Origin of the sequence: Enterobacter cloacae complex sp. FDA-CDC-AR_0164 (assembly GCF_003071645.1) — a bacterium.
GTDB classification, from domain to species: domain Bacteria; phylum Pseudomonadota; class Gammaproteobacteria; order Enterobacterales; family Enterobacteriaceae; genus Enterobacter; species Enterobacter ludwigii.
The window spans coordinates 2,103,885-2,123,747 of record NZ_CP028950.1 but is presented as its reverse complement, the minus strand read 5'-3'; the positions used below and the strand labels follow the sequence as shown (position 1 = coordinate 2,123,747).

General features: G+C 52.0%; 25 protein-coding genes. 6 read left to right on the top strand and 19 right to left on the bottom strand.

The window, feature by feature from the left end; genetic code table 11:
- Positions 1–2: 2 nt before the first annotated feature.
- Both AM410_RS10475 and AM410_RS10470 read right to left on the bottom strand, forming a co-directional pair.
- Positions 3–1,025, bottom strand: coding sequence for a phage major capsid protein, P2 family (locus tag AM410_RS10475; protein WP_078774161.1), 1,023 nt, complete (start codon positions 1,023–1,025; stop codon positions 3–5).
- A 59-nt stretch (positions 1,026–1,084) separates the two neighbouring features.
- On the bottom strand, positions 1,085–1,879 hold the full coding sequence (locus AM410_RS10470; RefSeq protein WP_044857461.1) for a GPO family capsid scaffolding protein: 795 nt from the start codon (positions 1,877–1,879) through the stop codon (positions 1,085–1,087).
- A 172-nt stretch (positions 1,880–2,051) separates the two neighbouring features.
- Here AM410_RS10470 and AM410_RS10465 point away from each other — a divergent pair, with 172 nt between their 5' ends.
- Genes AM410_RS10465 through AM410_RS10455 form a run of 3 tightly spaced genes read left to right on the top strand, consistent with a single transcriptional unit; the run spans position 2,052 to position 5,196 of the window.
- Positions 2,052–3,827 (top strand): terminase large subunit domain-containing protein, encoded by a 1,776-nt coding sequence (locus AM410_RS10465; RefSeq protein ID WP_078774160.1) that lies wholly within the window; start codon positions 2,052–2,054, stop codon positions 3,825–3,827.
- Positions 3,824–4,876, top strand: a complete 1,053-nt coding sequence (locus AM410_RS10460) for a phage portal protein (protein WP_078774159.1) — start codon at positions 3,824–3,826, stop codon at positions 4,874–4,876. The genes AM410_RS10465 and AM410_RS10460 overlap by 4 nt, the downstream gene beginning before the upstream one ends.
- Positions 4,873–5,196, top strand: a complete 324-nt coding sequence (locus tag AM410_RS10455) for an ogr/Delta-like zinc finger family protein (protein WP_078774158.1) — start codon at positions 4,873–4,875, stop codon at positions 5,194–5,196. Before AM410_RS10460 ends, AM410_RS10455 begins: the two co-directional genes overlap by 4 nt.
- Here the strand turns inward: AM410_RS10455 and AM410_RS10450 are convergent.
- From AM410_RS10450 to AM410_RS10410, 9 genes are all read right to left on the bottom strand, one after another.
- On the bottom strand, positions 5,170–5,376 hold the full coding sequence (locus AM410_RS10450; RefSeq protein ID WP_078774157.1) for a hypothetical protein: 207 nt from the start codon (positions 5,374–5,376) through the stop codon (positions 5,170–5,172). The two genes, AM410_RS10455 and AM410_RS10450, sit on opposite strands and share 27 nt — an antisense overlap.
- Before the next feature lie 121 nt (positions 5,377–5,497).
- Complete coding sequence (locus AM410_RS10445) at positions 5,498–7,519, bottom strand: replication endonuclease (protein WP_108647792.1); 2,022 nt, start codon at positions 7,517–7,519, stop codon at positions 5,498–5,500.
- Complete coding sequence (locus tag AM410_RS10440) at positions 7,516–8,337, bottom strand: DNA adenine methylase (protein WP_078774155.1); 822 nt, start codon at positions 8,335–8,337, stop codon at positions 7,516–7,518. The genes AM410_RS10445 and AM410_RS10440 overlap by 4 nt, the downstream gene beginning before the upstream one ends.
- Positions 8,328–8,561: a DUF2732 family protein gene (locus AM410_RS10435; protein ID WP_078774154.1), complete on the bottom strand. Its 234-nt coding sequence runs from the start codon at positions 8,559–8,561 to the stop codon at positions 8,328–8,330. The genes AM410_RS10440 and AM410_RS10435 overlap by 10 nt, the downstream gene beginning before the upstream one ends.
- Positions 8,562–8,627: 66 nt before the next feature.
- Positions 8,628–9,029 carry a hypothetical protein gene (locus tag AM410_RS10430; protein ID WP_063413659.1) on the bottom strand — a complete coding sequence of 134 codons (402 nt, stop codon included), beginning with the start codon at positions 9,027–9,029 and terminating at the stop codon, positions 8,628–8,630.
- Positions 9,029–9,457 carry a hypothetical protein gene (locus AM410_RS10425; protein ID WP_063929726.1) on the bottom strand — a complete coding sequence of 143 codons (429 nt, stop codon included), beginning with the start codon at positions 9,455–9,457 and terminating at the stop codon, positions 9,029–9,031. Before AM410_RS10425 ends, AM410_RS10430 begins: the two co-directional genes overlap by 1 nt.
- Complete coding sequence (locus tag AM410_RS10420) at positions 9,447–9,641, bottom strand: phage filamentation protein Fil family protein (RefSeq protein WP_078774152.1); 195 nt, start codon at positions 9,639–9,641, stop codon at positions 9,447–9,449. Before AM410_RS10420 ends, AM410_RS10425 begins: the two co-directional genes overlap by 11 nt.
- A gap of 9 nt (positions 9,642–9,650) precedes the next feature.
- On the bottom strand, positions 9,651–10,154 hold the full coding sequence (locus AM410_RS10415; RefSeq protein WP_078774151.1) for a phage regulatory CII family protein: 504 nt from the start codon (positions 10,152–10,154) through the stop codon (positions 9,651–9,653).
- 30 nt (positions 10,155–10,184) lie between these two features.
- A complete protein-coding gene (locus AM410_RS10410) occupies positions 10,185–10,406 on the bottom strand; it encodes a helix-turn-helix transcriptional regulator (protein WP_015460844.1) in 222 nt (73 codons plus the stop codon).
- A 140-nt stretch (positions 10,407–10,546) separates the two neighbouring features.
- Here AM410_RS10410 and AM410_RS10405 point away from each other — a divergent pair, with 140 nt between their 5' ends.
- From AM410_RS10405 to AM410_RS10395, 3 genes are read left to right on the top strand one after another with little or no spacing between them, the layout of a single operon-like run.
- Positions 10,547–11,128: a phage repressor protein CI gene (locus AM410_RS10405; RefSeq protein ID WP_063150225.1), complete on the top strand. Its 582-nt coding sequence runs from the start codon at positions 10,547–10,549 to the stop codon at positions 11,126–11,128.
- Position 11,129: 1 nt separating this feature from the next.
- Complete coding sequence (locus tag AM410_RS10400; protein ID WP_078774150.1) at positions 11,130–12,152, top strand: phage integrase; 1,023 nt, start codon at positions 11,130–11,132, stop codon at positions 12,150–12,152.
- Positions 12,149–12,937 carry a hypothetical protein gene (locus AM410_RS10395; protein WP_063150227.1) on the top strand — a complete coding sequence of 263 codons (789 nt, stop codon included), beginning with the start codon at positions 12,149–12,151 and terminating at the stop codon, positions 12,935–12,937. Before AM410_RS10400 ends, AM410_RS10395 begins: the two co-directional genes overlap by 4 nt.
- 242 nt (positions 12,938–13,179) lie before the next feature.
- On the opposite strand, the gene AM410_RS10390 is transcribed toward AM410_RS10395, so the two are convergent.
- From AM410_RS10390 to AM410_RS10355, 8 genes are all read right to left on the bottom strand, one after another.
- The gene (locus AM410_RS10390) at positions 13,180–13,380 is read right to left on the bottom strand and encodes an ogr/Delta-like zinc finger family protein (RefSeq protein WP_108648576.1); all 201 of its coding nucleotides are present in this window, start codon (positions 13,378–13,380) and stop codon (positions 13,180–13,182) included.
- Positions 13,381–13,447: 67 nt separating this feature from the next.
- Positions 13,448–14,602, bottom strand: coding sequence for a phage late control D family protein (locus AM410_RS10385; protein WP_108647790.1), 1,155 nt, complete (start codon positions 14,600–14,602; stop codon positions 13,448–13,450).
- Entirely contained in the window at positions 14,599–15,063 is a 465-nt protein-coding gene (locus tag AM410_RS10380; protein ID WP_014171677.1) for a phage tail protein, read from the bottom strand. The genes AM410_RS10385 and AM410_RS10380 overlap by 4 nt, the downstream gene beginning before the upstream one ends.
- An 11-nt stretch (positions 15,064–15,074) precedes the next feature.
- Complete coding sequence (locus AM410_RS10375; protein ID WP_108647788.1) at positions 15,075–17,522, bottom strand: phage tail tape measure protein; 2,448 nt, start codon at positions 17,520–17,522, stop codon at positions 15,075–15,077.
- Positions 17,515–17,634, bottom strand: coding sequence for a GpE family phage tail protein (locus AM410_RS10370; RefSeq protein WP_014171679.1), 120 nt, complete (start codon positions 17,632–17,634; stop codon positions 17,515–17,517). The genes AM410_RS10375 and AM410_RS10370 overlap by 8 nt, the downstream gene beginning before the upstream one ends.
- 32 nt (positions 17,635–17,666) lie before the next feature.
- Positions 17,667–17,975, bottom strand: a complete 309-nt coding sequence (locus tag AM410_RS10365; protein WP_014171680.1) for a phage tail assembly protein — start codon at positions 17,973–17,975, stop codon at positions 17,667–17,669.
- A gap of 56 nt (positions 17,976–18,031) precedes the next feature.
- Positions 18,032–18,550 (bottom strand): phage major tail tube protein, encoded by a 519-nt coding sequence (locus AM410_RS10360; protein WP_014171681.1) that lies wholly within the window; start codon positions 18,548–18,550, stop codon positions 18,032–18,034.
- 11 nt (positions 18,551–18,561) lie between these two features.
- The gene (locus AM410_RS10355) at positions 18,562–19,749 is read right to left on the bottom strand and encodes a phage tail sheath protein (RefSeq protein ID WP_020883610.1); all 1,188 of its coding nucleotides are present in this window, start codon (positions 19,747–19,749) and stop codon (positions 18,562–18,564) included.
- Positions 19,750–19,863 lie beyond the last annotated feature (114 nt).

Genomic DNA, 19,863 nt, shown 5'->3' with positions numbered 1-19,863 from the left:
GATTAACCCTCCACTGGCTCTGACGGCTTGCCGATTGTCACGGCATCTTCATCAATCGCCGCGTACAGCTCCGGCTCTTCAATCGCATAGCCTTCATTACGCAGATAGCTGTTTTCGAACTGTTTGCGATCATCTTCAAAGCGTGCTTTACGCTGGCGCGTATTGCGCTGGGTGTAGATGTGCAGGTTAGAAAGCGGCGTAACCACCATGCGTTTGCCAGGCATAAACGGCGGGATAATCGCCTTACGACCAGCAATCGTGTTGCCCAGCATCTGCGCAGCGATTTTCTCCGTTGGGCGGTCAGCAGCCTGGAATAGTCGGTACTGTTCAGCAGCCACCAGGTCAGCACCTACCAGCACCACCAGGCGCGGGTCATTGCGGAACTGTGCCGGGATTTTGGCGTTAATCAGATCGGAGGCCATTGCATCCAGCGATTTGTAATCCCCCGCCTGATCGAGCACCACCGGATCGGTCATGATTTGCTTGCCGTCCAGCATCGTTTTCATGATTTCATGCCAGCCAATGTTGACATCTTCGCCATTTGGGTTGGCTTTAGGGTCTGTGGTTTTGGCGCGGTGTGTACCGTTAAAGCCGATACGCAGCATGTCCATGGCAAATGCCTGGGTGCTGAAGGTCTGCACCAGGTTGTAAAACTCGTTTTCTTCCTTCCCGGCGTTCGCCCAGACGGAAAGCAGATCCCAGCGCAGCGCCGCGCAGCTGTCTGTCTCAACCAGTGAATAAGTATTGCCGTCAACCCCTACCTGGCGGACAAAACGGCCTGTTTCGCTGCGCCCGGTATGGAGAACAGACGCGCCCACGTTGACGACCTGGCCACTCAACTGGTCAACATCCAGCGTGGTGATCCAGTTCAGGAATTCAACAGACTCCAGCATGGCCAGACGCAGCGCTGTTTCCTGCGGGTCATTTAGCGAAAAATAACGGCCAGGGTTTTGCGTGCCAAAATGCTGCGCCATACCCGCCGTATAATTGTCCAGTAAATCCCGCGCACGGTTATTCAGTAACATAAGACTCCCTCGCAATTAAGCGATAATTAAAATGTTTTGCTTATTCGCGTTGCGGCTAATTACAGGTAACTAAATTTACCGGATTTGGCTGGCACCTGACGCTGTTTACGCTGACCGCCTTTATTACCCAAATCATTAAATCGGGTAACAATCTCTTTTGCATTGTCACGAATAACGGCAAACTCTTCCGTGTCTACGACTTCGGTAATAGTGTCAACATCGTCCTGCACGGAATTAAGCTGGGTTTCAATTGCACCCACACGCGCTTCCAGATCGTTCAGGGCACTCGCGAGCGCCTGCAATTTATCATCAGCAGGTGGATCGTCCTGCGAATTTTCATCTTCAAATTTCGGCTTAATACCAAACAATTTCTGCCAGTTTTTCATCTTCCCTTCCTGCGTAATTTTACCGTTACGGGAAATCACACAACTGTAATATCCCTGTTTGTTTAATTTGCGCCGACTAAAGCGCAGTCGTGTTGTACCGACACTGGCCGGATGGTCTGTGACTGCCAGCCCCATCAGATAGGTACGCTCCCCTCCGCGCCAGTTCAGCTCCGGCTCTACGGAGAAATACAGCAGCTGGCCTTCGTCGTTTGCGTAAATCAGGCGTTTATTCGGGCACAGACTGACATACAGCCGCGCCAGCCCGTCATCACCGTCCTGCCACATCGCCTCCAGCACTTCACCGAAGTTTCCACATGAATCATCATGCTCTGGCCATATCAACGCAGCGTAATGGTTTGGATCATAGGTTTCCGCCATGTCGATAATCCATTGCCGCTCCATCACTCGTCCATCAACCGTATCGCCTTCAGTCGCAACACACAGCCAGCCAGTTTTTAAATGCGACACATATTTCCCCCTCTGTCGATTAACTGTTTCCCTTGCTGTGGATTTGATTATTGCTAATTAAATACATCCCCGCATTACGCTTTATTCTGAACAGTTCGGTTATAAGCTTTTACCGAACAACCCCGAATTAACCCCGCCGTTTTTTCATCATTAGCACGGCATAATTAAATCTATGGCTAAATACTCAGAAGAATTAAAAGGCGTTGTCCGCGCTCTTTACCTGCGCCGCTATACGCCTAAAGAAATTGCATCAGAATTAAATCTGCCGAATGCGCGGATCGTTTACTACTGGGCGGAAAAATATAAATGGGCTGACCTGCTCAGTTTCGAAAGTACAGAGGAGGCAATTGAACGCCGTTACCAGTTGTTAGCCGGGCGCGACAATAAAACGGATCTGGATTTAAAAGAAATGGATTTGCTTATTGCTCACGCCACAAAGCTGCGTGCCCAGAGCAATAAACATAAAGAAAAGCTGGCCAGCAGCCAGGGAGAACGGCAAGCAGCTGCGCGAGGGGATAACGAGGATGAACCCCGCGGTAAACGCAAGTACAAGAAAAACGATATCTCGTCACTTACCCAGGAGGATTTTGACACCTGGGCTGAAGAGCATCTTTTTGAATATCAGAAACACCTGCGCCGCAACATTGGGCAGCTTGTCAGGAACATCCTGAAGAGCCGCCAGATCGGTGCAACCTGGTATTTTGCGTTTGAAGCATTCGAAAACGCGGTAATGACGGGTGATCCGCAAATCTTCCTGTCCGCGTCCAAAGCACAGGCTGAGGTGTTCCGGTCTTACATCGTGAACATTGCTGAACAGTATTTCGGTATCACACTGACCGGGAACCCGATCCGTTTAAGCAACGGCGCAGAGCTGCGTTTTCTGTCTACCAACAAAAACACCGCACAGTCATACAGTGGCCATCTTTACTGCGATGAATATTTTTGGGTGCCCAACTTCGCAAAACTCAATGAAGTGGCCAGCGCGATGGCCACCCATGACAAATGGCGAACCACCTACTTTTCCACACCATCGGCCAAAACGCACCAGGCGTACCCGTTCTGGACGGGTGAAGAGTGGAAACAGGGCAGTAGGAAACGTGCGGCCATCAAATTTCCGCTGTTCGATGAAATGCGGGACGGCGGCCGGCTCTGTCCGGATGGCCAGTGGCGCTATGTCATCACTATGGAAGATGCCATTGCGGGCGGCTTCAATCTGGCCAACATTGAGAAGCTGCGCAACCGCTACAACACCGCCACATTCGACATGCTTTACATGTGCGTGTTCGTGGACAGCAAGGATTCCGTTTTCAGCTTTTCCGACCTGGAAGCGTGCGGCGTTGAGGTTGATACCTGGCAGGATCACGACCCGGACGCAAAACGGCCGTTTGGTGACAGGCCAGTATGGGGCGGTTTTGACCCGGCACGCAGCGGCGATTTGTCGTGTTTCGTGATTGTCGCCCCGCCTATGTTCGCCGTAGAAAAATTCCGTGTGCTAAAAGTGATTTACTGGAAGGGCATGAACTTCCGCTACCAGGCAAAGCAGATAGAAAAGCTGTTCGACCAGTACAACTTCACTTATCTGGGCGTGGATGTAACCGGGATCGGCCAGGGTGTGTTTGAAAACATACAGCACTTTGCCATGAAGGTTGTTGTCCCGATCCGCTACGACATGAACACCAAAAACCAGTTGGTTGTAAAAGCCGCAGACGTGGTGGAAAGCCAGCGTATCGAATGGGACAAAAACCTGAAAGAAATCCCCGCCAGTTTTATGTCAGTCAGGCGTGCCAGCACTAAAAGCGGCAATGGAGTCACCTTTATTGCAGACCGCAGCCAGGACACTGGCCACGCAGAGGCATTCTGGGCAATCACCCACGCCCTGCATAACGAACCACTGAACTATGAAAACAAACCAAAATCCCACTGGGGTGTAAGGAAACAGGCAGCATGAGCAAAAAGAAACGTTTTGTGAAGCGCGAGCAGCGCGGTGATAAGTCCAAAAAAATGAGCATTATCAGCTTTGGCAAACCAGAACCGGTACTGACCACCGGAACCGATTACCGGGAAATCTGGTACGACAACGCCGCCGACCACTACACCCAGCCGATTGACCGTCTGGCGCTGGCGCAGCTTATCAACCTGAACGGCCAGCACGGCGGGATTATCCACGCCCGTAAAAACATGGTCACGGCGGACTATCAGGGCGGCGGGCTGACGTTCGACGAGCTGGAAGCCGCTGTGTTTGATTATCTGACTTTCGGGGATATCGCCGTGGCCAAAGTCCGTAATGGCTGGGGCGATGTGATCGGGCTTCAGCCACTGCCGGGACTTTACCTGCGCCGCCGTAAGGAGAAAGAAAACGCGGAGACTGTGCCAGGGGATTACGTGGTTTTACAGGAAGGCGAACCGCTGGCGTTCCCGCCTGACGATATCATTTTCATCAAGATGTATGACCCGCAGCAGCACATCTATGGTCTGCCGGACTACATCGGCGGCGTTCATTCTGCCCTGCTGAACAGTGAGGCGGTCATTTTCCGCCGTCGCTACTACCACAACGGCGCACACACTGGCGGCATTCTGTATACCCGTGACCCCAGCATGACGGACGAAATGGAGGAAGAGATTGAACAGCAGCTGCGGGACAGCAAGGGGATCGGCAACTTCTCCACCATCCTGGTGAATATCCCTGGCGGCGACGGGGACGCGATCAAGTTTATTGAGATGGGGGATATTTCAGCCAAAGATGAGTTTGCGAGCGTGAAGAACATCAGCGCCCAGGACATTCTGAACGCGCACCGCTTCCCGGCCGGGCTCGCGGGTATCGTTCCGCAGAACACTGCCGGACTGGGCGACCCGGAAAAGGTTGAACGCACCTACAAAAAAAATGAAGTCTTGCCCATTCAGCGCCGCCTGGCGATGGCCATCAACAGCGATCCGGAAATCCCGCGCCACCTGCATCTGAATTTTGCAACGGAAACAACGGAGAAGGGTGCAGCATGAGACAAAAAAGGCTAAAATCCAGGCATTATTTAACAGCTGGAGAGCGGAATATGAGAGTCCTGAAAATTGAATGCCCTGAATGTGGCTCAAAGGCTGTGATTCGCAAGACTAACCGGAAGCACCGCCAGATTGCGGATATCTACTGCGCATGCGCAGATGTGGAGTGTGGGCACACTTTTGTTATGAATTTGACGTTTTCCCACACTCTCAGCCCCAGCGCTAAAACGGGTGATTCTTTGGTGCAAACATTGCTCAAAAACCTGTCACCCGATCAGAAACAAATGGCTCTGGATTTATTGAAGGCTGCACCCGCTGCCTGAAACGCCCCCGCTACGGGGGTTTTTTATTTCCCCCCTGACCACGCAACGCATTTCCTCAGCAATTTCACCGATCCACGTTAAGGCAATAGTTTTTTCCTTCGAACTCATCTCACTTGCATGGGCTATTTTTGCCAGTAGTTCGATGCGCTCCAGCTTTACTGATGCCTCTAAGATATCCATGCAGCCTCCACAAATAACAAAATACTGTATAAGCATACAGCACACCTAAAAGCACAATATGTGAAATAATTATTGGTGCAACTAATAATTTAGCTATTAGATATCACACACTTACAAGCTATCACTGCCAGCCTGGCCATTGTTCATCTTCCGGATTGTTCCGCTTCTCCTGCAACCGTCCCTCCCTGTAAATCAGGGCAGAACGGCCAAATTTAAGACCGCCTCCCCGCTTCAGAATGTCGATTTCTTCATCCGTTCCGGCAAACCCTCGCTGGTTCAGTTCCAGTTTTAACCGTCTCCGGGTTCCCCCCTCCGTACAGTTATTGACAGAACTCCAAGGGGCGGCGCTGCCGCCAGAAAAACCCGCCTCCGCTGGCGCTTCGGCCAACTTCGCAACCTTCTGCCACTTGACCAGACGGGTGCAAACTTCGGAATCAGGAATTAAAGGCGAATAGATCCCCTGCACGCGCTGAACATCTTCAGCGTACTCGTTACCCTGCTCAGTAATTTCATAGGCCAGGCGAACAACCAGATCACGACGCGCAACCAGTGCGCCGCCCTGCAACTGGGTATAGGCAGCCCAGTCCCCAACATCTGCCGCTGCCAGCACCGCATCCATGCGGCTATCAGTTAAGCGCTGATCGCCCAGGCGGCGCAGCTCCCGCCAGACAGTCACTGGCGCACCACCAATTTGCTGAAACTGACGAATCCGCCAGCGGGATGCCCAGGCCGATACGGATTTGGCCATATCGCGCAGGTTTTCCCCGGTTTCTTCATCCTGCTCGCCATCGAGCGCAAAGCCGTCAATATTTTTTGAGATGTATTTAGCGATATAGCCCGTTGCCGACCCTTTCGCGGGATCGATAGGCTCAACGTGAAAACGCGCTTTAAGCGCGTTGGGTGTCTGAAGCTCTTCTGAATCGGCAATCCTGGCGTGATAGCAAAGGATATCGCGTACCGCCTCAACGTCATGCGGTTGCATAAACAGCAGCATATGCCAGTGTGGCGTCCCGTCGTGGTGTGGCTCCACCACGCGAAAACCAAAAACATGAATACCGGCACGGGAGATCGCCGCGCGTGCTTTTGCCCAGACGTTGCATAAATAACGCTGCGTGTCCCGTGGGCTTAATCCGTTCCACTGAGACACAAAGCCGCCCTTACTGTGTACAGCGTGATAACGTGAAGGCGCAGTGATTGTGTAAAACTCGCCAGCCAGCCCCTGTTCATTGGCGATATCTTCAAACCCGCGCATACGCACCATCAGTTCACAGCGACGTATTGCCGGGTTAGCAACGCTGCGGTGTACCATGCTGTCCAGCGCAATACGGTTGCCCTCTTCGTCCATCAGATCAAACTTTTTGAAGAACTCCAGATTGCGTTTCTTCTGGTCTATCCATTCGCCCAGGGTTTTACGTGATACGTAGGCGCTGGCAGATTTCTGCACCTGGCCAACGGCAATGGCCAGATGTTCACGTTGCAGGTCACGGGCACGCTTCAGGCGCTGATACCACCATTCCGGTGCCATGAGACGCAAAATGCCGGACTCCGCTTTTCGGGTTTCCAGGTGGCCATCATTGGCTTCGTGCTCTGCCCAGTACGGCGGCTGATTGTTCAGCATGAGGGAAAGCGAACAAAGGTTGCGGTAAGCCTCCAGCGTGCGCTGGCGCATTTCCCTTTCGTCTTTTGGTTTGTCCTTCAGCGTGTCGGTGAAGTCATAAAACATCTGAGCTATCCAGCCAGATATCTGGCCAGACAGCTTTTTGAGATCGGTACGGTCAAGCGACGGCAAGCGCTGCAATGACTTTCCGAATGAGAGATCGCTTACATCAGCGGCCAGCTGGTAACGCGCAGCCACTTTCCGCAGACGTGGCAATACATTCTCACCGATTGTTTTGCGCAGGAATGTATTGGCACGGCGGCGGCCGTCACGGCCAGCAAACAGCTTTTCGTAACGGTTGCCAAAATACCCGGCTAACCAGTCGGGTATCTCATGAAGGAACTGTGAACGCCATTCGTAATCCTGTGAGTTAACTGCCCACAAACGGCGCTCTGTGATCGTCGCGTTTGCTGGCGTTCCGGGCGCAAAGGTATCACGCCGCCAGATATCTACGGCGTGATGTTGGCCATTAGCAACGAGCGTCATGCGCGAGCCTTTACAACGGATGGCGATTTCAGGATCAGCTCTGCGGCAGATTTCTGGCTTGCAGCTGCGGCACCAACACTGCGGGGCGCGTTGACCTTCACTGCCTCAAATCCGGCGTAAAGGTAATGCACCATTTCCAGATCGCTGTTTGACGCGACAACACTCACGCCCTTTTCAGCAAGACGGCGTAATTTACGCGCCAACCTTCCCTGATCCATATGGTTAAAACCAGTTGAGTGGTAAGCGGTGAAGTTTGCTGACTCAGTGAGATAAGGAGGATCACAATAAATCACATCATAGCCATCTCTAACCATATCAAGCGTTGCTGAGTAACTGGCACAGACGAAGGTTGCACGTTTAGCTTTTTCAGCAAACGCTTTAATCTCAACCTCTGGGAAGTAAGGTTTTTTGTATTTGCCATAAGGGACATTAAAGCGCCCCTCTTTGTTATAGCGGCAAAGGCCGTTAAAACCGTGACGGTTCAAAAAAAGAAATAGCGCTGGCCGCCATTCCGGATCAGCGTCATGGTTGAAAGAATCACGGCTATCGTAATAGCCATGCTCTGTGTTGAAGGTGGCGAAAAGATGTTTAGCACGTTCGATAAGCGCTGAAGTATCAGCTGCCGCTGCGCGATAGAACCCGATAAGATCAGGGTTCACATCTGCAATCAAGTATTCGTCATAATCCGTATTCATCATGACGGCGCACGAACCAGCGAAAGGCTCCACCAGGCGTTTTCCTTCCGGCAAATGGCCACGCAGCTGCGGCATAAGGCGGACTTTGCTACCCACCCATTTGAGAGGGGTTTTTATTGCCATGCTGCGCCGCCTTTGCTGCAAATGGCCGCAGCCTCTTCACGGATCAGCTCTACAATTTCGGCTGCGCTCAAACCTTCATTGGCGGCAAAAGTGGCCAGCTTATCCAGACGTGTAGAACACAGATCGGCGGACGCTGCTTTACCTTCCTCGGTAGCTTTGGCCAGCATGGCCAGTAGGTCACGACCAGAGTGATTGACGGGTAAAACCATATTTGTTTTTTGCATTTTGGTTTCCTCAAGGCAAAAGAATCCCCGGCCACCACAGGGATGGCCAAAAATTCAGGCAGTGAATTAGTGGAAAGAGACGGTAACGGGCGCGGCTGAGTAGCTTGGCGCTGGCACTTTGTGCAGCTCGTAGGTATTGCGCCACCATTCCTGGATCAGCGCTTTGATTTCGCCAGCACCCAATGAACCCGCGACGTAATACATGGAACGAATACCGGCCAGCGCTTCAACCTGCTGAAATGGGCTTTCCGCTTCGCGATATACACAGCACCAGTACGCAACATTTACGGCCAGCCAGTGGCGCTTGTTTGTCATGTGCTCGGTGTCGTTAAAGAAAAACGGATGTAAGGCCACACGGCCATTTTTAACGGTGCTTTTCTCCAGAAAGAGAATGGCGTAATTATGCGGAACACCCCACGCAGCAAGCTCCTGCCCCAGTTCTTTGGCGTTTACAGAGATAATGGACATTAATGATTCTCCTGCTGTTGCATCTTATGAACGATATGTGGCGCGATAATCATCTGTACGCCATTACTGCTGTGGATCGGATGTGCCTTTTTCACCTGGCGGTTGGCGCTGCGCTTAGAAAAATCGCTGTCACTCAAACTCCCGAACCCTTCAAACGTCAGACGCGCCCTGGATATGCCCTGGCGCAGCTGAATCATTGCCCGATAGTCCAGGCGTTCGAATAACTCTGACCAGTAGCATTTGCTCAGATGGGCTTTGAAAACGTCCATCCCGGAAGCAACTGCAGCCGCATGCAAAACAACCCCGCGCCATTCTGGTGTTAATTTGTCCCACCATTCGGCGGCTTCGCTTTTCTCACTCCAGTATTTGCGGCGGATATTCCCAAGCCACTTAAGCCCGATTTCCTGTTGCTTAGAGCTAATCGCCATAACGCCCCCTGATAATCCCGAACAAACGAAACCACCACGGACGACGAGATGAATGGGTATTGAATTTGTACTGGTGGCCAGGGTTCCAGCGCTGGCCGCTTGGCAGTTCAAGCCAACCAGTTGACCCGCTGGCCAGCTGCATGGCCGGAGATTCTTTTTTCAGGTAGGTAACGAAAGCTTTCATGGTTATCCCTCACATCATGCTGCTGGCGCTGGTAGTCACAATATCGACGGCAGCAGCAAGAACCGGCGCAGACTGGAGGCGGCTTTCAACGGTGTAAGCCAGAACGGAAAGGGAACGGATTGCATCACGGGCACGATCAAGAATTTGTGTGCGGCGTGCGGCGGTCATGTGCTCAGTTGAAACGGCTTCCCCAGCGATCGCACCCACGTTTGCAGTGGCGCTTAATGCGCAAAACTGCATGTTCGCTTCAGTCGCGTTATTGACGGGTACGGACGGGAGGCAGTTAATCTGCCCCAGCATCCCATCCAGTAAACGCGCATCTTCGGTGTAATCGGTGATAGCCAAAAGCTCATCGCAGGTCAGGCGGTGCGGTTGAACTGGATTCAGCTTATTGCGGAGAATCTGCGGACGCATACCAACGGCAGCGGCTAAATCTTCCAGATTGTGCGCCAGCGCAAACGCTCGGCAAGCTGCATCAAAATGAGCATGTTTAGAAGTCTGATAATCAAACATTGTTAGCTCCTCCCTAATCCGTACGATGAATTACGCGTTAAGCGAAACATCACATTCGCTTAACGCCATTACGGTTAAGGCGGCCATGTTCACTTCAACCAGCCCTTTTTTCTGTGCACCTTTAGGCTTGATCGGCAGTTTTCCGTATGAAATCAGGTTCTCCGCTGTACTTCTAGACATGCCTGTACGGCGACAATACTCATCAAGCGGGATGTATGGATCAGGGATCACGATTGTAATGTTGGGACGCATAATGCAAACTTCTCCGGTTAGGGATACGCCAATATCCACTGTTATCAACCAATATTCGACTTAACCTACAACACGGAGACTCTACTTCGACTTAATCGATAAATCAATATCAATTTCGACTTAATCGAAAGAGTGAGCTAATGAGCAAATTTTCCTTTAAACAGATAGGCCACAGTAGTGATGTCTTGGATCGGGTTATGGATGTCTACGGATTTACTTCAAAACTACAATTAGCTGATCATTTTGATATGGCTTCCAGCAGCCTGTCTGCGAGGTTTAAGAGGGGGGTATTTCCGGCTGATATGGTTGTGAGATGCGTTGCTGAAACAGGGGCATCGCTGGAGTGGCTCGCTACTGGTCAAGGTAGAAAGTTTGACGATGAAGAGTTGGATATTCTGAAAATGCCCCGTCGCAAAATCGTTGACGGACTGATTTATGAAGCAGGGATGTACATGCTGGATAAGGTCTCTTTCTTACCTGGAGTCCCTTTGCCTTCCTCCCCCATTTGTGTACTGGAGGGTAACAACCAGTTTATCGTCGATACCACATTCACAGAGGTTTATGACGATCAGTGGCTTGTGGAGATTGAAGGTAAAACTAGTATTCGCACCCTTACGCGCATCCCGATCAAAAAAGTAAGAGTAAGCGGCGTCGGTATGGCCTTTGATTGTGGTATCGACGACATAACCGTAATTGGGCGCGTTGTTCTGACGATTCAGTGATATGACCGTAAGAAAACTAAGTAATGGCCAATGGGTTGCGGACTTCTACCCCGTCAACCGTAGCGATGGCAAGCAAGGGAAGAGAATCCGCAAAAAGTTCGCGACTAAAGGCGAGGCGTTAGCATTCGAAAACTACACCCTGCAAAAAGTTGAGGATACGCCCTGGCTTGGGCAAGGAAAAGATAAACGTCGCCTTTCAGACCTGATACATCTCTGGTTTGAGCGCCACGGGATAACCCTGCGAGATGGTGAAAAGCGTAAAAGCGCCATGCTATGGGCTGATGAATGTATGGGTTCTCCTATGGCTACTGAGTTCACCGCGCAGCTGTTCACCGCTTATAGGGCTAAAAGGCTTGATGGCCATTTTGCCAGGACTAAACGAGTCACTCAGGTTTCGCCGCGCACCATGAACCTGGAGCACGCGTATTTCCTGGCCGTTTTTAACGAATTAAAACGACTCGGGGAATGGGAAGCTCCAAACCCGTTAGAAAATGTTCGTCAGTTCAGAACAGAAGAAAGTGAGATGGCCTATCTTACTGGAGAGCAGATTGACAAGCTTTTAGAAGAAAGCCGCCACAGTTCTGCTAAAGATTTGGAGATGATTATAAGGATTTGCCTGTCTACTGGCGCCCGCTGGGGAGAGGCTGAGAAATTGAAGCGCAGCCAAATCGGCGCTGGGAAGGTCACATTTATAAAAACGAAAGGTAAGCGCAACCGCACAATACCATTAAATCCAGCAATCATAGCTGAACTGCCAAAAAAGAACGGTGCGCTTTTCAGTCCGTGCTATTACGCTTTTAGATCTGCTCTGGAAAGAGCAGGAATTGAATTACCGGCAGGGCAGCTGACGCACGTTCTCAGACATACGTTTGCATCCCATTTCATGATGAACGGCGGCAATATCTTAGTCCTTCAAAAAATCCTAGGACACACTGATATCAAAATGACTATGCGTTATGCTCATTTTGCCCCAAATCATTTAGAGGAAGCTCTATTACTTAACCCCTTGGTAAGAAGAAAATGAATATTGAGCTTAAAATAACTTTATGGGCGTTGGCTTGTGCGTATGCAATCGGTAATTCTTTTATTTACTCTTGGGCTTTTTGGTCAGCGTTCGAAATAAATATATTACAGTTCGCATCTTTCACTGAAATTCTACCATCTATATTATACACAATAGCAATACCTTGCATTGTAGTCAGCATTGGTATTGTCGCGGCAGACTATTGGGAGAAATTAAAAACCCAAGCATATTCTATGATTGAAAATGAGTTTGCTGCAAGAATCAAGTATTATCATGACATAAAATATATCTTCCTTATTTCTGTTAGCGCAATTGGAGCAATAGTGGGGATAATTGCGGCTGTAGCCCTGTACAAATCTGATAAGGAGGGAGCATCTATTGAAAATTATCCATGGGGTGACATTCTTCAAGTTGCCATACCTTTTGCTATTTCAGTCTTTGCCTTCTGGTTGATTACAAAGAAAACCACTTTCTTAAATGAGCTTAAATTAGCACGTAGGTTAGCCATAATAATAATATGCATCCTTCCGGTGGTTTCCTATCTTTGGGGTTACATTAACTCGACCAAAATAATAAATGGTAGAGACACATTTTTGATTCAATCGGATGGTCAATGTAAAACTCCTTCCAATACCAAATATCGGTATATTTCATCAATTTCTGATAAAGTTTTTGCATTATCCTTATCAGATGGCTCTGTTTGTGTTTTCAAATATAACTCACTTCAACTCACCCCGGAGCAAGCCGTAAACAACATGAAGGCCATACCCAGCACGAACATATAAAGTGTCGCAAAAGTGTCGCACCAACTTAAGATTATTGGCTTTTATTGGGGGATATTGGTTTTTTAAGTCCCTGATTTTTATCTAAGTTATTGTTTTTTCTTTGGCTGTTATGGTTCTCATAATCGCTTGGTCGCTGGTTCAAGTCCAGCAGGGGCCACCAAATTTAGCTGTAGAATCAAATCATTAAGCCACTCGATTGAGTGGCTTTTTTATTGATTTTTTTTGAGCCGGTGGCGCAGTCGCTAACCGTGGGTCTGCGAAGCCGTTCGGACACGCTCAGCGGCGCCTGGTGTCGCAATCAGACGCTCCACGGACTCCATCGTCACGAACGTACAGCCGCAGTCCACATTGGTGCACTGGTGATAGCGCTCTTTGGTATTTTCACTTAAATAGCGACTGGTACGCGCATGCGCGGAATGCTTGCACTTAGGACAATGAAACATGTACCCCTCCACATAATTCACAATTTGTGAATCAATAATACCCAAAAAGACATCAATAGCAAATAAATTACTCATTTGAGATAGAAAATTTTTCATCAGCGACGTTCAGCTCAAGCTTAAGTTGCGTGGTAAATCCACTCTCGCTGAGAGTATGAACCACCTCGTTGATAATCCACGCCTGCTCGTCAATGACCCGTTTAAAGCCGTTGACCAGCACCGGTGTTTCGGGATACAGATCGGCGCGTCCCAGCGCCAGCTGGATGGAAAAATTCACGGTACCCCGCTGAAGCGCGCGCCACTTCGCCTCCGCAGCCCTGAGCGCCTGCTCTTCAGAGGCATAAACCGTGGCGAGCTCAAAAACGTTTTCCGCCGACCCCACCAGCCTCTCTTGCGGCTTCTCTGCCTTGCCTCCTGCTCCCGCTACCGGTGCAGCGGCATCCGGGTGCTGTAGTCCTTCTGTCGGCTGCCCCCCGGGTTGACGATTAATACTCAATTGAGTATTTTGTTGTTTTGGGTCACGCGTTTGCAGCCATTTGGCCGTCACGCCGGAATAATTTTCACGGTCAGCGACGGAAAAAAGGTGCCGATCGCCATCCCCACGCTCAATCATCATTAAGGGAAGCGGTGTGCCACTGGCCGTCACGGCATGGCCCGCTTTCATAAAAATAACCTTCCCGGCTTTGATTGAAACAAATGCACCATTACGTTCGGCCAGGCGGGAGAGAAACGCCGCGTCAGTCTCCTGAGACTGATCGATATGAGAAATGGCGATGGATGCAAGTCCCGCTCCGACGCTGGCGGTAAACTGGTTACGCTGAGCAATGGTGTTGACTATCGCGCCGATCGTCGTGTCATGCCACGACTGTTCGCGCCGCACGTTGAGCTTCCCACGAAAATCTGCGCTGCATCCCCGGATGGTCAGCGTGTCCGGCGAGCCCCGGAATTCAATCGCATCTATCGTAAAGTCCCCTTTCGGCTGGAGCGGTGTTCCCTCCCATCCCAGCCATAAGGACAGTCTTGCCCCCCGGGCAGGCAGGTCTAACAACCCGTCGGAATCATCCAGTAGAATATCCAGCTGATCGGCTTCCAGCCCACGTTTGTCGGTCATGGTCAAACTGATAAGGCGATGGCTGAAATTTTGCGTGATATCGCGCTCGTCAAGCTTAAGCATAAAATCAGGGGCGATTTTCCCACCCGCCCGGATATTCATTTCGGTGATCATCCCACCAGCCCTCCAATGCTATTACGTGCGCTTTCCACCAGCTCTGAGGCCTGCGTTCTCAGGTCGCCAAACGTCGTCATCAGCGATTCATCCACGCGTTTCAGTACCAGGGTAAAATCAATTTTCCGGGCAGTGCCATCGCTGTAAAAATCCGAATGCGTATGCGTGACTTTCTCAATGATAAACATGCCGTGAATGATGCCGGTACCGTCTATCAACGGCCATGCCCGCCCTTCATTCGCCATCAGCTCAACTGCCTTGAGAGAAAGCCGCCCTCCCGTGAGCTCCGGGTAAAGTAATCCGGAAAGGTTAAAGGATGTCTCACCTTCGCCAAGGTACTGCCAGGCTTTGGGTTTCCCGATGCGTTCGTTGGATGCCCAGCGGTAGTCTTTTGTAAATACCATTGACTGATACGGTAAGGTTCGTCGTTCAAAGACAAACAGACCCAGCACCATTAACATTTTCTCTCTCCTTAACCATACATAAAGCTGGATTGCTGCCGTCTCGCTTTTACCTGCTCACTGCTCTCTATAGCCTCCCGGATTTGACGAGTCAGATCCGTTCCGGAGACTGCGCTTCCCTGCAGCGTGAAGTTGTATTCACTTTTACTCTGATCGATGTAAGAACGCCCTCCCGCTGCTGCCATCGGCTGGTATCCCATGAAGCCGCTGTAAACAGGTGACGCCGGGTCCCAGGCACTGCCGGCGTCAGCAGAGGAGGTGTCTTCTTTCGGTACAGCCGAGTCGATATTGCCCGACTCTTTTTTTATGACGCCGAGTTTCTCCAGCAGCCAGCTGGCCTTGCCGCGCAGGCTGTTAAAGAGATTTAGCGGCGCCATTAGCGCATCTCCCAGCGCCTGACCGAATGCCACGCCGACATTTTTGCAGCTGTCGAGCGTTTCCTGCGTCGCCTTAATCGGCGCAATCAGATCGATGAACCACTGCCAGATCCCGCCCAGTTTTTCTGAAATGAAACCAAAGGCCTGTAACAGCGGAGAGAACAGCTCGCCCAGCGGCGCGAAGGCCGCAGAAAGCCCCTCAATCACCCCACCAAAGAAGGCGCTAATGGGCTCCCAGTATTTAAGAATCAGTAAAGCGCCGGCGGCAATTGCCGCTCCGAGAGCAATAACGGGCCAGCTCAGGGCGCCCAGCACCGTCATGATGCTCCCCCCCACTACGCTGAATACCGTGCCCAGCATCCCGGCAGCGGTTATCACCAGATTCAGGCCTGACACAATGGGGGCGACCACCATACCTAGCGTGCCCAGGACACCGGCAAAGGCTTGTGCGCCCATAACCACGCTGACCAGGGCTTGCGTCAGTGCAGGGTTAGCGTTGACCCAGAGAGAGAGCGTACTAAGCCATCCGGTCGCGGTTGAGATCAGCGTGCGCAGGGCACCCTCGGCCTTATCGAAGACATCAATCTTCAGGCCGTTTAATGCAGCCTGGAACTTGCTGATATCACCCTCGAGGTTATCGCCCTGAACCGAGGCTGTCAGCGCGGTGCTCCCCCTCGCGCCCTGGAGTGTCTGGCGCTTGTTATCCAGTGTTCCATTCCCAGCCGCTGAAACCAGTACGCCTGCGCCTTGCATCGCATCCGCACCGAAAATGGCCTTCAGGTATTCCGTTTGTTGAGCCGCACCGATTTTGCTGTTTTCGAATGAGGCAGAGATCGCCTTGAGGATATTCTCTGTCGGCAGTGGATTACCCTCACCATCCCGGGTTTGCACCTTCAGTTCATTCAGCGCTGCAGAACGCTGCCCATCCGGCGTCTGCAGGCGGCTCAACATGGTGCTAACCTCTGCGCCGGCATCGGCCCCTTTCATCCCCTTTTCCATCAGAATACCAAGCAGCGCGGTGGTCTCCTCAAGGCTGGCGCCGGCTTCTCCGGCGGCAGGTGCGGCGGATGCAATGGCGGTACTCAGTTCGGTGAGACTGGTATTGGACGCAGTGAAACCGCGGGTAAGGACATCTGCAACGCGTTCAACATCCGTATTCGCCAGGTTAAACGAGGCCTGCGTGCTGCGGATGATGTCGACCGCTTTCGCGGCATCAATATTCCCTGCGAGGCTGAGGTTGACCGTCGGCACAGTGGCGGCCACCACCCCGTCGGCGTCATAGCCTGATCGGGCCAACTCGCCCTGCGCCCGGGTGACAACATCTGTAGAGGTTCCTGTACTGACGCTGACATCCCGTGCCTGCTGACGAATGGCCTCCAGCCTGGTATCCCCCTTCTGCAGACCCAGGCTTGCCTGTATGGCAGACATCTGCTTTTCAAAACGGATGCCTGGGGCAATAAAGCGGGACGTCTGATTAAAGCCCGCCTTTGCCATTCCTGCGCTCGCATTAGCAAACTGCTGCACACCCGCGGCAACACGTTTGCCAGACTCGTAGCGGTTCTGGACGGTATTAAGCCGCTCCTGTTGCTGATTGACCCTGGCAAGCGCCTCTTTATGTCGATTTAGTTGTAGCGTTTTTTCGCTGATACCCTGTCTTAAACGACGCTCATCTGACGACAGCGTGCGCGTATTAATCCCTGCCTGCGCCAGCTCACCGCGCTGGCGCTGCACTGACTGGCGTAAATTGTTGTACTCAAGCTTAAGCGCGGCGGCAGATTGGCGGGCTGCCGCCAGCGCATCCGCCTGGTCACGGGTTGGGTTCTGGGTGTTTTTGAGCTGGAGCGCCAGCTCCGCGGTCTGCTGTTTCGCCCGGGCAAGAGATTGCCCCGTCACGGCGAGCTGTTCGTTGGCTTTTCTGAAGCCGTTAATGCGGCCCGCCTGTTCATCAAGCGCGCGCAACGCCGCCTCTGAATCGCGGATACTGGCCGCGAGAGAGAGACTGGCGTTCTGAATAGCGTTAAGCGGTCGGCTTGCCCGGTCGACTGCCTTAAGCAACTCCTGAAGTCTGACATTATTACTCATGGTAGTTTCCGCTTCGCTGCAGCGCCTTTTCGCGCCATATAAGGAGTTCGGTCATGCTCAGCGAGTACAGCTCTGACGGCGGCCAGTGAAAGATCACCGCGATATCCGCCATCAGATCATCGACCGACAGGTTTTCGGGAAATGTTAGCGAGCCGAAGCCGGTGACAAAAAACCGATCACCTTGCCCGCAAAAGAGAGCAGATCGGAAGCATCCAGACGCGCAATCTCATGCTCGGTCAGGGCCGGCGAGGTCATTCGCGGCAGCACTTTAATCAGCGCATCGACGTCAGATTGTGCCAGCGACGCCAGCGATACCCCACGCAGGGTCCCCGCGTTGGGTTTTGCGACGGTCACCTTTTCGATTTTTTGCTCGCCGCGCAGAACGGGGGTGTCGAGCGTAATGGTGTTCGGGTTTTCGCTTTCGTTAATGACGGTCTCGTTGATATTTTCCATTTCGTTACTCTTCAGAAAGTTAACTTACCGGCCGGCAGTCCCGGCCGGTTAAAGGTTTACAGGCCAATCGCCTTACGGTGTTCCGCCAGACGATCGACGCCGTCGACTTTCAGCACCATGTTGATGATGTCAATTTCGATGATCTCTTTGCCATCGATGGTCAGCTGGTAGTAAGCGCACTCGGTGGACATCTTGGTGGTGCCGCTCTCGCCCTGCTTGTTTTCACCACCATCAAACTCTTTATGACGGCCTCGCATGACGATTTCGACGGCGGAGATTTCGCCCGTGTCGTCACGCTGGAAGGAGCCGGTAAAGCGCAGAGGCACGCTGTCCGCGCCCGGAGAGGCATACTGTGCCCACAGCGCGACGTCCGGCAGACCGCCAATGGTCCACTCAAGCGCCAGGGCATCATCGTCCAGGCCGAGGTCGACAGAGACCGAGCCCGGCATACCGCCGCCGCGATACTTCTCCAGTTTGCGGGTGAGCTTCGGTAAGGTGACAGACTCAACAACGCCCATATAACTCAGGCCATCGTTGAACATGTTCAGATATTTAAGTTTGCGTGGTAACGCCATGCTTCAGCTCCTTAGCTGTTAACCGAATCGGACAGGTCTGCCAGATAGGTATCGGTGATGCGCTGGCGCAGGGTCAGGTTCTCCAGCGGCGGGACAGGGGTGTAGTCGTAATCGATGTACAATTTCCCCGCTTTCAGGGTCGATGCATCATTTGATTCCGGGTCATACCAGCAAGCGCCATCAACGATATAGCCGTTGGTTTTCAGCTCACGGAATTTGGCATTGATACCGGAAACGATGTCGCGGATGAGCGTTGGCGTAATGGGTTTATCCATTGCCCATGCGTGTGCTTCGGCCATGGTATCGGCCAACACCTGCGCGGTACGGGTGTAGTTTTCAAAGACGAAGAGCGGATCGTCTGAACAGGTACGGTTGCCCCAGAATTTGAAGCCGTCGTTACGAATAAGCGTGGTGACGCCGGCCTGGTTAAGCAGGTTCGCATCGGTCGCTTGTTCCTGCAGATCCCAGGACACGGAGGCGCTTACACCTGTGACACCGTTAACGCCGATGTTGGACAGGGTTTTGTGCCAGCCAATCGTCTGGTCGATTTTGGCGCGCAGGCCGAGAGCACGTGCAGTGGCCCAGGCGTGGGTCGTCGTGTTGGTGGTGGTATCCCACGCCAGAAAATCAGGGTGAATCACCATCAACTCGCGCTGACTGAAGTTTTTGCGGTAATCGATAGCGGCTGAAATGGTTTTACAACCCCATGCACTGACATAGCCAAACGCGCGCAGGCTCTGGCACATGGCGGCCAGCGCGGTCGCCACTTCCTGCGAATCCAGCCCCGGAACACCGAGAATACGTGGCTTAACGCCAGTGACCGTTTTCGCGGTAAGGAGCGCTTTCAGACCGGTATATTTACCGTTTTCATCGGTTGTACCGATGATATTAGAGATAGTCTCTTTCTGTGCTTCCTCAGCGGTATCAGCGGTGCCTTCAGCGACACGCACGACAACAACAACCGGTTTACACTGATCGGCAATCGCCTGCAGGGAAGCGGACAACGTCCCCATTTTCCCGGCTTTCGCAATCGCAGTTTGCACGTTGGTAATGAGCACAGGCTCGTTTAAAGGAAATGTCTTGTCGTCCGCATCGCTGGCCGTACAGACCATGCCGATGATTGCCGTCGAGACGGTGGAAATGGTGCGGGTGCCATCGTTGATTTCGATGACTTCCACGCCGTGATGATAGTCGCCCATCCGTTTAACTCCGTGGTGTAGTGGAGTCATCATTTTGTGGTGAGTTCGAAATATTAGAAATGAAATGCCGTTGGTGAAGTTACAGCACAACGCATAATGGCAGGACGTAGGTTT